This window comes from Sandarakinorhabdus sp., from assembly GCF_031430775.1.
In the GTDB taxonomy this organism is placed as follows: domain Bacteria; phylum Pseudomonadota; class Alphaproteobacteria; order Sphingomonadales; family Sphingomonadaceae; genus Sandarakinorhabdus.
Genome location: NZ_JANPCD010000134.1, coordinates 1 through 11108 on the forward strand (window position 1 = coordinate 1; position 11108 = coordinate 11108).

Here is an 11108-nt window from a genome sequence, read left to right on the forward strand (position 1 = left end):
CTGCGAGAAAAACGCCCGGATGGTGTTTTCCAGGCTGATGTAACGGATGGCCTTGCCCGGCAGGCGGATAAATCGCGGCAACATCGATGGCAGCATCAGCAGCGCGCGCAGCATTTCGTCATCCGACTGGCGCCGCAATTCGAGGATCAGGCTGAAACCCTTGTTGGGAATGAAGGGAAACGGATGCGCCGGGTCGATTGCCTGCGGCGTCAGCACCGGGAAAATCTGGTCGAGGAAATGCCGTTCAAGCCAGACGCGTTCCTTGTCGCCAAGCTGGTCCGGCGCAGCCACCTCGAAATCGGCACGGGCAAGTTCACGCACCAGCTTGCCCCAGACGCGCTGCTGGTCCTCCATCAACCGGTCGGCAGTGTCGGAAATGGCCACAAGCTGCTGCGCCGGAGTCAGCCCCTCGGGGCTGAGCGCCTCGATCCCGGCGCGCACCTGGCCGCGCAGGCCGGCCACGCGCACCATGAAGAATTCATCGAGGTTGTTGCCGGAAATCGACAGGAACCGCAGACGTTCCAGCAGGGGATGCGCCTTGTTGGTCGCTTCCTCCAGCACACGGTCGTTGAACGCCAGCCACGACAATTCGCGGTTGAAATAGCGTTCGGTGTCGGGGACCGGCGCTGGCGCATGTTTCAGGGTGTTCGAAGATTGGGGCATGGCCTGACCTTAGCGCATCGTGGGCGCAGCGCGAAACCCGCTCTGCCCGAAAAACCCGATTTCCTGCCCACAAGTTTCAGGCCGTCATTTTCAGGCCGACAATGCACGCAATCAGGCCACCCAGCAGTAACAGCCGGGCCGGACTGATCGGCTCGCCATAGAAATACAGGCCGATCACCGCCGTGGCTGCGGCGCCGATGCCAGCCCAGACCGCATAGGCCGTGCCCATTGGAATGGCTCGCCCCGCCAGCGCCAGCAGCCCCATCGACAGGCTGACCGCCACCAGGAACGCCGCCAGCGCGACCAGGTTGCGCCCGCCATCGATGTGTCGCAGCGCGGTGGTGAACCCCGCCTCGCACATGCCGCCCAGCAGCAGTGCCAACCATGCCATATTGGTGCCCAAAGCCTGTCTCCGCCAAAAGCCTGCCATGTGGTGCAATTGCGCCATGGACAAAACCGGTTACCGCCCGTAATTCGCCCCGTCAGCAGGAGCCAAACATGCGTATCGACCAAATCCCGATTGGCGTGAACCCGCCGCACGATGTCAATGTCGTCATCGAATGCCCGCTTGGCGGCGAACCGGTGAAATACGAACTCGACAAGGCGTCGGGCGCGCTGTTCGTCGATCGCATCCTGCACACCGCGATGCGTTACCCGACCAACTATGGCTTCATCCCGCATACGCTGGCCGAAGACGGCGACCCCATCGACGCGCTGGTCGTGGCGCGCACGCCGTTCATTCCGGGCTGCATCAGCCGCGTGCGCCCGGTGGGCGTGATGATGATGGAAGACGATGCCGGCGGCGACGCCAAGCTGCTGTGCGTCAGCGTCAACAAGGTGCATCCCTATTACGAAAACGTCGAGGAATACAGCGACCTTCCCAAGATCCTGCTCGACCAGATCGAGCATTTCTTCAAGCATTACAAAGATCTTGAACCCGGCAAATGGACCAAGTTCCTCGGCTGGCAGGACCGGGCCACCGCGATGCGACTGATCGTGGAATCCATCGAGCGTTACGATGCCGCCGCCAAGGGCTTGCTGGTCACTACACCGCGCGAACACCCCGGCGCACCCCGAGGCTGAGAGACGGCGCGGGCAAGGCGAACCGGGACGGACAGCGGCGGCAAGCCATAGTGGAAGGAAATCGGCATATGGCACGCATAGTCGTCACCGGTGCACGGAGGGGAATAGGCCGCGAGATCGCGCTGACGCTGGCTCGCGCCGGTCATGCCGTGGTCGCTACGATGCGCAGCACCGACGGCTGCGATCTGGCCGACATCGCTGCTGCCGAAAATCTGGCAATCGAGGTGGCCGCTCTGGATGTTGACGACGATGCGTCGGTCGCCGCTCTGTTCGCACAGCCCGGTATGGGCACTGTAGATGTGCTCATCAACAACGCCGGAATATTGTCGATCAACGCCGTGGAAGATGAATCCATGGCGATGCTGCAGGCGATCATGAACACCAATTTCTTTGGCGTCGTGCGGTGCATGAAGGCCGTGGTGCCGGCCATGCGCACGCGCGGCCATGGGCTGATCATCAACATCTCGTCGATCTCGGGGCGAATGGCGGTCTTTGGGCAGGGCGCCTATTGTGCGTCCAAACATGCACTGGAAGCCGCAAGCGAGGCGCTGGCACAGGAACTGGCGCCATTCGGCGTGCGTGTGGCAATGGTCGAACCGGGGATCATCGCAACCGACATGGCGGTCGAGAATCTGCCCAGCCCGCGCGCGGACAGTGCCTATCCTCATGGCCGGCGCATGTTGGCTTTTTACGCCGATACCGGCAATTCAGGACCATCGCCGTCGGTTGTGGCCGAAACGGTGCTCGATATCGTGAGCGGCCGCATCACAGCGTTCCGGACGCCGACCGGCCCGGGCGCGGCCGCGTTTCTGGCGCTGCGCGGCAGCATGACCGACGAGGCATGGATCACGATGAGCGACACGCTTGATGACGGCGTGTTCTTCGAGAGGTTTGGTGCTGCGATGGCCGCCGGCTGACACTGCAACGGCCATCGGGCTCAGCCGATCAGCGTCTGCAAATTTGCCATCGCCGCCATCGCCGTGGGCCGGAACTGTTGCAGCATCGCGATGCGCGATGTTTCCTCGGGCCTTATGGCGGTGATCATCTTGCCAAAGCCATCGAGCCGGCAATCGTGGATCCATTTCGACAGCGCGGCATTCTGGCCCCATAGTCCCTGGTTGAACAGGTTGACGAGGCTGGCGCGCGGATAATCGTCGATGCTGTCGGGCAGCGGCACCGCCATGGTCAGCGCATTTTGCGCCGCCTCGCCTTCGACATTCGCCTCCACCCAGGCGATCATCGCGGCGCTGAAGGCCGGCTGCGGCACGCGCACCATCTGCGGCACGATCAACCCCGGCTGGAACACCGGCACCGGCGGCCGGCGCTCCACCGCAGATGCCGTGCAATCGATGAACAAGGTGCCGGGCGCAGTGGCGCGCTCGCCGTGTTTCAGCACCATCCGGTCTGGCTCCAGCGCCAGCACGCGGCCCATGCGGATGACATCGGTGATGCGCCGCAAGACAGCGATTTCGGCGTTTGAAGTGATGGCGTAATGGAACATCTTGGGCATCACGGCGCGGTCGATGCGCAGCATGAACCCGCACGCCTCCAGCCGCAGGAACAGGTCGCTAGCGTCGGTTGCGGCCGCCAGCGCCTGCATCATGCCAAGCTGGCCGCCGATGCTGTCTTCAAAAAATTCAGACCCCGGCTGCACGACGCGGCGGTTGAAATACCATGACGCGCGCGGCGCGACCCAGCTGATCATGTCGGGCGTGGCACCGGCACCCAGCAGCCAGATCACCGTGTCCATCCCCGTCTTGCCGGCGCCCAGCACCGTAAAATGCCGCGGCATGGCATCAGGTGCGCGCCACAAATCGGGCAGGCCGTTTGGCGCCATGATCCTGACGCCGTCCGCGACGGCAAATTTGCGGGTGTGGGTCGATGGCACGCTGGTGGCCAGATATGTGGAATCGATGGTCTTGCGCGCGATATTGACCTGCGTCTCCTGCCCCGAAATCAGCGAGACGATGCGGCCATTGCCGCGATAATCACTCATCGGGAAATAGCGCACGCGCCCGGTCGGCAGCAGTTGCCGGCGCATGACGGCATCGAAATAGCCGCTGACCTCCGGCCCTGATGCCAATTCATGAAAGCCGGCATTGATACCGTGCGTGTCGATGCGCCCTGCCCCCAGCGGCAACGAAGCAACGCCATAAAACGCCGACGGCTGGTGCAGCGAAACAAAGGGATAGGCATCGTTCCAATGCCCGCCGGGCTTGCCGTGACGATCGACGATTGTGATCGTGGCGTCGGGCAATTCGGTCAGCAACGTGTCGGCAAAGGCCAGCCCCATGGCGCCGGCGCCGATGAGCAGATAATCGCTGTCGATGCTGTCCATCGCCTATCCCTCTGCCAACGCCGCCAGCGCATCGCCTTCAAGCCGCATCACCGTCCATTCATCCATCGGCTTTGCGCTCAGCGCCTTGTAGAAACCGATGGCCGGCTCGTTCCAGTCGAGCACCGACCATTCGAAGCGGCCATAACCGCGCGCCACCGCAAGGCCCGCCAGATGCACCAGCAATGCCTTGCCGGTGCCGGTCCCGCGCGCCTCCGGCAGCACGAACAGATCTTCCAGATAAAGCCCGGCCTTGCCCTGCCATGTCGAAAAATTGTTGAAGAACAGCGCCATGCCTACCGCGCGGCCATCGCGCTCGGCCAGTATCGCCTCGGCCACCGGTCGCGCCCCGAACAGCGCCTCATGCAGATCGGCCTCGCTGGCCTTCACCGCATCGGGTTCCTTCTCATAAACGGCCAACGCCACGATAAGCGCGCGGATGACGGGAATATCGGCGGGTGTGGCGGGGCGGATCATGGCCGCCACCAAAGCCCAGCGCGGCCGGCAGCACAACCCCTGCTAAGAAGCGCGCGCCCGCAACCACAGTGCCGCCGCCACCAAGGTCCAGGCAGCGACCAGACACGCCATCGCCAACGGCCAGCGCGCAACATCAGTGATAAGCAGCACCAAAGCCGCCGTCTTGGCCGCGCCCACCAGCCCCCAGAGCACGACTTGCAGCAGCCGGTTCAGAGCAATCGCCCAAGCGCCTTGAACAGCGCCCACACCGATGCCGTGCCCGCGATGCCGGCCACCAAAGCCCGCAGCATCACGCCCGCCCGCCAGTAACGCCGCGCCGCCAGCGAAGCGCCGGCAATAGCGAACACGCCAAGCGGCAGCCACCAACCCGTCGCCACACCCGCGCCCCATTGCACGCACAGCACCAGTCCGGCGGCCAGAAACAGCCATTGCGATACGGACAGCCCGAAATCCGCCGCTTCGGCCCAGTCGATCTCTCCCGGTGGGCCTGACGGCGCGTTCGGCAGGCTCATTCCGCAGCAATCGCCTCTGCCGCTGCCTTGACGGCCTCAAGCTCGGCGGCCTTTTTCTCCACCAGCATGACGATGTGATCGACCATCTTTTCGCTTTCGATGACATGGTCGGTGATGCCCGACAGGAACACCATGTGCCGGCCATTGCCGCCGCCAGTCAGGCCGATATCGGTCTCGCGCGCTTCGCCTGGGCCGTTGACGACGCAGCCGAGCACCGACAGCGACAGCGGCGTGGTGATGTGCGCCAGCCGGGTTTCCAGCGTTTCGACGACCTTGACGACATCGAACCCCTGCCGCGCGCAGCTGGGGCAGGACACGACGCGCACGCCGCGCGCCCGGATGCCGAGCGACTTGAGCAGATGATAGCCGACCTTGACCTCCTCGACCGGGTCAGCCGACAGCGAGACGCGAATGGTGTCGCCGATGCCGGCCCACAACAGCATGCCCAGACCGATGGAGGATTTGACCGTGCCGCCCTGCAAGCCGCCGGCCTCGGTGATGCCCAGATGCAGCGGGTAATCGCAGACTTCGGCCAGGCCATTGTACGCGGCCACGGCCAGGAACACATCCGACGCCTTCACGCTGACCTTGAAATTGTGGAAGTCCTCGTCCTGGAGCATCTTCATATGCTCAAGGGCGCTTTCGACCAGCGCTTCGGGGCACGGCTCGCCGTATTTTTCCAGCAAGTGCTTCTCCAACGAACCGGCATTGACGCCGACCCGGATGGCGCAGCCATTGGCCTTGGCGGCATTGACGATCTCGCGCACGCGTGCCTGTGATCCGATATTGCCGGGGTTGATGCGCAGGCAGGCGGCGCCGGCATCGGCGGCTTCAAGGCCGCGTTTGTAATGGAAATGGATATCGGCAACGATCGGCACCTTGACGCCGCGCACGATGGTCTTGAGCGCGGCGGTCGATTCCACATCAGGGCACGACACGCGCATGATGTCGGCGCCGACCTCCTCGCACTGGCGGATCTGCTCGATCGTCGCCTTGGCGTCCGATGTCAGCGTGTTGGTCATCGACTGCACGGCAATCGGCGCATCACCGCCGACAGGCACCTTGCCGACCATGATCTGACGGCTTTTGCGGCGCGCGATATCACGCCATGGACGAACGCTCATGCCAAAAGGCTCCTGGTCAGTTGCGGCAACGCTGTGTCAGGCCTGCCCGCCATTTCCCCTCCCCGATAGCACAGGGATGCACGCGCGCAACACGCGGTCTAATATCACGCCATGGAAAAACCTGTTTCGATCCCCGCCGCCACTGTCATCCTTGCCCGCGCCGGCGCCGATGGCGTGCCGGAAATCCTCATGGTCCGTCGCGGCGAGAAGCTGGCCTTTGCCGGCGGCGCACTGGTGTTTCCGGGCGGGCGCGTGGATGGCACCGATATCGAGATCGCCCGTGAAAACGCCTTGGCCAGCGGCTTCGACGATCTCGATGACGCCGATGCGGCCGCGCGCATCACCTGCGCGCGTGAAGCACTGGAAGAAACCGGGCTGTTGTTGACCGATGGCCCCGCCCCCGATGCCGATTGGCTGGCAGGCGCCCGCGCCGCGATGGCCGCCGGGCCGGACTCGGAAGAAGCGCGCAGCTTTGCCGAAATCCTTGCCCATATCGGTCACAAGGTCGATGCGCTGCGCTTCTTGCCCTTTGCTCAGTGGGAACCGCCGGCCGCCGCGGCCATTGTCCGCCGCTTCGACACACGCTTTTACCTTGCGGATGCCGGCAGCGCCGCCACCGCCGCCATGTCGCCCGACGGCCATGAAGCCATGGCACTGCACTGGACCACAGCTGCTGCTGCCATTGCGCATTATGACGCCGGCGATGCCCAGATGGTGTTCCCGACCTGGTGCAACATGCACCGGCTCGCGCTTTATACCGATATGGCCAGCCTGTTTGCGGCGACCTTGCGCGAAGGCTCGCCTTATATACAGCCCGCGTTCGAAAGCCGCGACGGCGTGCCATGGCTGACCATTCCCGAAGGACTGGGTTATCCGGTTACAGGCGACCGGGTTGCCAACATGCGGCGCGAATAGGACAGATAACGCCATTACTGCGGGGAACGGCCCCGGAACGCCCCTTGCCGGCGCCGCGCTGTGCCGGCACTATGGGCACATATACTGCCGAAAGGATGTTTCGATGCGCTTTTTCTGCCTCGCCCTGCTGATTGCCGCGCCTGCCATGGCCCAGGCGCCGCCTGCAGCCGCACCCGCCGCTGCACCGACCGACGCCCGCGCCAGGCTGCTGGCTGCCGACACCAACAAGGACGGCAAATGGAGCAAGGCGGAATGGGTCGCTGCCGGCCGCCGCGAAATGGGCTTCAACTTCATGGATTCCGATACCGACGGCTTTGTCACCCCGGCCGAAATCACTGCCGGCATGGACAAGATGCGCGCCATGGGCATGGCTACCCCTAACTGAACCCCAAACTGAACTAAGCCTCTCAGGGCCGCAGCCCGCGACCCTTGGTCCCCGGCTTCAACGCGCGCTGTGCCAGATTGGCAAACTCGATCAGTTCAGCCCGCGTATCGCGCGGGTCGATGATCGCCTCTACACCGAACCGTTCGGCGGTGCGGAAGGGCGACCTGACACGCTCCAGCCGTGCCTTGATCTCCGCCAGCCGAGCTATCGGGTCCTCCGCAGCCTCCAGTTCGGCGCGATAGGCCGCTTCAAGCCCGCCGGAAATCGGCAAGCTGCCCCAATCGCCCGACGGCCATGCCAGTCGCCAGCGAAACCGGTCTGCCGGCGCATGGCCGCTGCCCGCCATGCCATAGGCCTTGCGCAACACCACCGCACACCATGGCACCGACGCCTGGTAGATGGCGGCCAGCGCGCGTGATCCCCAGCGGATGGTGCCGTCTTCCTCGGCGCGGCGCCCGATCATGAAGCCGGGGTTATCAACCATATGTATGACCGGCAGATGGAAGGTATCAGCCAGATCGACCATGCGTTCGACCTTGCGCGCCGTGGCCGCCGTCCATAATCCGCCCAGCGCCTCGGGGTTGGAGGCAATGACCGCCACCGGCCAGCCATCGATCCGCGCCAGCCCGGTGACAACGCCCAGCCCCCATTCGCGTCCGATCTCGAACCAGCTGCCCTTGTCCATCACCGTCTCGATGATGGGGCGGATCGGATACAGGCGGTTGGATTCGCGCGGCACGGCAGACGCCAGCCATTCCTCGCCCCTGTCCACACCTGCTCGGCGCTTGTCCCTGACCGGGCCGCGCGCCGGCAATTCATCGACCGAGCTGGGCAGATAGGACAGGAACTGCCGCAGCCGCGCAAAGGCTTCGGCCTCGCTTTCGACACGGTCATCGATGGCACCGTTGGCCGCATGGATATGGGCGCCGCCCAATTCCTCCTTGGTGCGGTGCTCGCCGGCCGCCGCCACCACCGGCGGGCCGGCGACGAACATCTGCGACATTTTTTCGACCAGCACCGAATAATGCGCCATCACCTGCCGCCCGGCACCCAGCCCGGCCACCGGCCCCAGCCCCAGCGCCACCACCGGCACCTGGGACATATTGGCAACCATGACCTCCCAACCCGGAATTTCGGGAATATAGGTGTGGCCGGAGGTTTCGAGCGTGCGCACCGAACCACCGCCGCCGGTGCCCTCGACCATGCGGATCAGCGGCATGCGATATTCCGCTGCCAGCCGCTCCGCCTCGATCAGCTTGCGATGAAGGCTGGCATCGGCGGCGCCGCCGCGCACCGTAAAGTCATCGGCAGTCAGCACCACGGGCCGGCCATCGATATTGGCCCGGCCGAACAGGAAATTGGCCGGCTGGAACGCCGTCATCTCGCCTGCGTCACTATAGCTTGCGAATCCGGACAGGGCGCCAATTTCGCGGAACGAGCCCTCGTCGGCTACGGCGGCGATTCGCTCGCGGGCGTTCATGCGGCCAGCGGCTTGTTGCCGCGCAAGCTTTTCCGGGCCGCCCATCTGGCGGGCTGCGGCCAGGCGGCGCGCGAGTTCTTCGATTTCAGGGTGCCAGCTCATGGTCGTAGCCTAGCAGGCGCCAGCACTATGGAAAGCCTCACCAATATCAAAGGCTGGTGGCGACATATCAACGCTTGGCATGTCGAATGCCAGGCCGAGATCCCCCGACGCGGTTTTCAATGCCGACGGAACCGCGCCGCCATGTGCGGCGTTGTTCATCTTTCAGCATTGCCTTCAGTCAGTTTTGGCGCAATAGAATACGATTGGTATATGCCAATTTGGTCGCATACGGGGTCGCGTCCATGCTGATAGGGTCTTTGATCGCTGATTCCACCGGGTTTTCAACCCGGACCCTTGACTTTGCGCCGATGCGATTGCCCTGTATTGCCGTGACAACACGCAATCAACCTGATGCGGGCGATATTCGTCCCGACATGGCCGCGCTGACCGATGGTCAGCGCGGTTGCCGGCGTCTGGTAATCCCGCACATGACCTCCAAGGACATTGCCCGGATGCTGGGCGTGTCCCCCCATACGGTCGACATGCGCCTGCGCACGGCGATGAAAACGCTTGGCGTCGCCAGCCGGATCGAAGCAGCGCGGCTGCTCGTCCAGGAGGACATTGCTCTCGGTCTCGTGGCCCCTGAACCTTATCAACCGTTGGTATATCAGGCGTCGGAGCTTGTTTCTGCACAGGAATTCGTCACTTTTGGCTCACCGGCCTCGGACAAGGTCGGTGCAGACGAAAGCGATAGCGACCCCCGCCTGCACCGGTCCAAGCCCAGTCTGGATGTCGGTCCGCCTGCCAGCGGCCCTCCCCGTTTGGCAGGCGCATCGATCAGTGTTGCCACAGCAGCGATGAATGAGAAGCGGCCGGAAGTTCCGGCCTCCGACCCCGGCTATGACTCCCGGCCGCTCCTTAATTCGCTTCCCTGGGGTGCAAAGAATGATTTGGCGATCGGTACCCGTCTTGGGTGGATTTTCGCCATATCAGTTGGCTCAGCACTGGCGTTTGGCGCGATTCTCGCAGCGCTCGCCGCTCTGAAGTCCCTGATCTAACCTCTTCCGGCCGATCCGTCGTCCGGAAGGACGACCCAACAGTGCGGCGCGAATCAGCGTCCGCACACAGGAAAGGATTGCCCAAATGCTTAAAGAACGTCGCCTCGCCGCCAATTCCGTCGCTGAAAAGCTGTTCGCCGCCGAAGCCGCCATCGATGCCGCTGTCGCCGCCGTTGCCCAGCTCACTGCAGTGATGCCGATGGCACGCCAGGATGCCCATCTCGCCGCCTGCATCGGTCAGGACGCCCTGATGTCCGCCATGAAGACCTGCATGCAGCTCGGTGAAGCCCGCGCCCAGATCATCAACACCCATCAGGCGCTGCGCGAAACCCAGATCAACATCGGCCTTGGCGCCGTCGCGTTCAACGACATGAACTGCCCGCCCTCGGCTATTGCCGAAACCGATGCGCCGCGCCGTCACCTGACGATTGCCGCCTGATCCAGCCCGTCTTTGCATCGATGGTCCCACCGCGGGGGACCGTCCTGCCAAAGACACGAAATCCCATTTTTCCCCGGAGGGAATCATGTTTCAGTTCATGGGTTTGGCCGCTCTGTTCGGCAGTGTGTTCATGGCTTGGCGTTGGGGCGGGCGCGACGAAAAGATCGCAGCGCTCGGCTTTCTGCTCGCCACCCTGGCCACATCGCTGGCCAATCAAAGCCAATATGCGCACACCGAAACCGGCGTGCTTGTTGTCGATCTGGCGCTGCTCGCCGGCCTGCTGACGCTCGCTCTGCGCAGCGATCGCTTCTGGCCGATGTGGGCCGCTGCCTTCCAGTTGGTCGGCATCACCGTCCATGTTGCCAGCATGACCGAGCAAGGCGATTTTGCCTGGGCTTATGCTGTCGGCCTGATCTTCTGGTCCTATCCAGTCTTGCTGGCACTGATGGCCGGCACCTGGCTCGAGGCGCGTTACCGCAGCAACTGATACCGTTTGCGTCAGTCCGCCATACCCGTTGGCGGCCTCACGCACACGCTGTCCAAGCTGTTCTTTCCTGAACTTGGCGGGGGTGGTCATGCCACCCTCGCTCCTTCG

The 11108-nt window shown here is 63.8% G+C and carries 14 protein-coding genes and 1 pseudogene; 7 read left to right on the plus strand and 8 right to left on the minus strand.

Going from position 1 to position 11108, the window contains the following annotated elements:
• Positions 1-663 (minus strand): annotated as a pseudogene (locus tag RMQ73_RS08230) (RNA degradosome polyphosphate kinase); the annotation flags it as partial.
• Positions 664-739: 76 nt separating this feature from the next.
• Positions 740-1054, minus strand: coding sequence for a multidrug efflux SMR transporter (locus tag RMQ73_RS08235; RefSeq protein ID WP_310497664.1), 315 nt, complete (start codon positions 1052-1054; stop codon positions 740-742).
• Between the two features lie 107 nt (positions 1055-1161).
• On the opposite strand from RMQ73_RS08235, the gene ppa reads away from it, so the two are divergent.
• Together ppa and RMQ73_RS08245 are read left to right on the plus strand one after the other, a co-directional pair.
• Positions 1162-1746, plus strand: a complete 585-nt coding sequence (gene ppa / locus RMQ73_RS08240; protein WP_310497665.1) for an inorganic diphosphatase — start codon at positions 1162-1164, stop codon at positions 1744-1746.
• Positions 1747-1814: 68 nt separating this feature from the next.
• Entirely contained in the window at positions 1815-2663 is an 849-nt protein-coding gene (locus RMQ73_RS08245; RefSeq protein ID WP_310497666.1) for an SDR family NAD(P)-dependent oxidoreductase, read from the plus strand.
• 20 nt (positions 2664-2683) lie between these two features.
• Here the strand turns inward: RMQ73_RS08245 and RMQ73_RS08250 are convergent, their stop codons facing one another.
• The 4 genes from RMQ73_RS08250 to ispG form a co-directional block, all read right to left on the minus strand.
• On the minus strand, positions 2684-4084 hold the full coding sequence (locus tag RMQ73_RS08250) for a hypothetical protein (protein ID WP_310497667.1): 1401 nt from the start codon (positions 4082-4084) through the stop codon (positions 2684-2686).
• A 3-nt stretch (positions 4085-4087) separates the two neighbouring features.
• Positions 4088-4558: a GNAT family N-acetyltransferase gene (locus RMQ73_RS08255; RefSeq protein WP_310497668.1), complete on the minus strand. Its 471-nt coding sequence runs from the start codon at positions 4556-4558 to the stop codon at positions 4088-4090.
• 209 nt (positions 4559-4767) lie between these two features.
• Positions 4768-5070, minus strand: coding sequence for a hypothetical protein (locus RMQ73_RS08260; RefSeq protein ID WP_310497669.1), 303 nt, complete (start codon positions 5068-5070; stop codon positions 4768-4770).
• Complete coding sequence (gene ispG / locus RMQ73_RS08265; RefSeq protein WP_310497670.1) at positions 5067-6194, minus strand: flavodoxin-dependent (E)-4-hydroxy-3-methylbut-2-enyl-diphosphate synthase; 1128 nt, start codon at positions 6192-6194, stop codon at positions 5067-5069. Before ispG ends, RMQ73_RS08260 begins: the two co-directional genes overlap by 4 nt.
• 111 nt (positions 6195-6305) lie before the next feature.
• Here ispG and RMQ73_RS08270 point away from each other — a divergent pair, with 111 nt between their 5' ends.
• Both RMQ73_RS08270 and RMQ73_RS08275 read left to right on the plus strand, forming a co-directional pair.
• Positions 6306-7109 (plus strand): NUDIX hydrolase, encoded by an 804-nt coding sequence (locus tag RMQ73_RS08270; protein ID WP_310497671.1) that lies wholly within the window; start codon positions 6306-6308, stop codon positions 7107-7109.
• A gap of 103 nt (positions 7110-7212) precedes the next feature.
• On the plus strand, positions 7213-7494 hold the full coding sequence (locus RMQ73_RS08275) for a hypothetical protein (protein ID WP_310497672.1): 282 nt from the start codon (positions 7213-7215) through the stop codon (positions 7492-7494).
• A gap of 22 nt (positions 7495-7516) precedes the next feature.
• Here RMQ73_RS08275 and RMQ73_RS08280 read toward each other — a convergent pair whose 3' ends face one another.
• Both RMQ73_RS08280 and RMQ73_RS08285 read right to left on the minus strand, forming a co-directional pair.
• Complete coding sequence (locus RMQ73_RS08280; RefSeq protein WP_310497673.1) at positions 7517-9076, minus strand: carboxyl transferase domain-containing protein; 1560 nt, start codon at positions 9074-9076, stop codon at positions 7517-7519.
• A gap of 9 nt (positions 9077-9085) precedes the next feature.
• Positions 9086-9235 (minus strand): hypothetical protein, encoded by a 150-nt coding sequence (locus tag RMQ73_RS08285; RefSeq protein WP_310497674.1) that lies wholly within the window; start codon positions 9233-9235, stop codon positions 9086-9088.
• Between the two features lie 170 nt (positions 9236-9405).
• Between RMQ73_RS08285 and RMQ73_RS08290 the strand changes: the two genes are divergently transcribed.
• From RMQ73_RS08290 to RMQ73_RS08300, 3 genes are all read left to right on the plus strand, one after another.
• The gene (locus RMQ73_RS08290) at positions 9406-10074 is read left to right on the plus strand and encodes a helix-turn-helix transcriptional regulator (protein ID WP_310497675.1); all 669 of its coding nucleotides are present in this window, start codon (positions 9406-9408) and stop codon (positions 10072-10074) included.
• Between the two features lie 85 nt (positions 10075-10159).
• Positions 10160-10513, plus strand: coding sequence for a hypothetical protein (locus RMQ73_RS08295; RefSeq protein WP_310497676.1), 354 nt, complete (start codon positions 10160-10162; stop codon positions 10511-10513).
• Between the two features lie 85 nt (positions 10514-10598).
• On the plus strand, positions 10599-11000 hold the full coding sequence (locus RMQ73_RS08300; RefSeq protein WP_310497677.1) for a hypothetical protein: 402 nt from the start codon (positions 10599-10601) through the stop codon (positions 10998-11000).
• Positions 11001-11108: the final 108 nt, after the last annotated feature.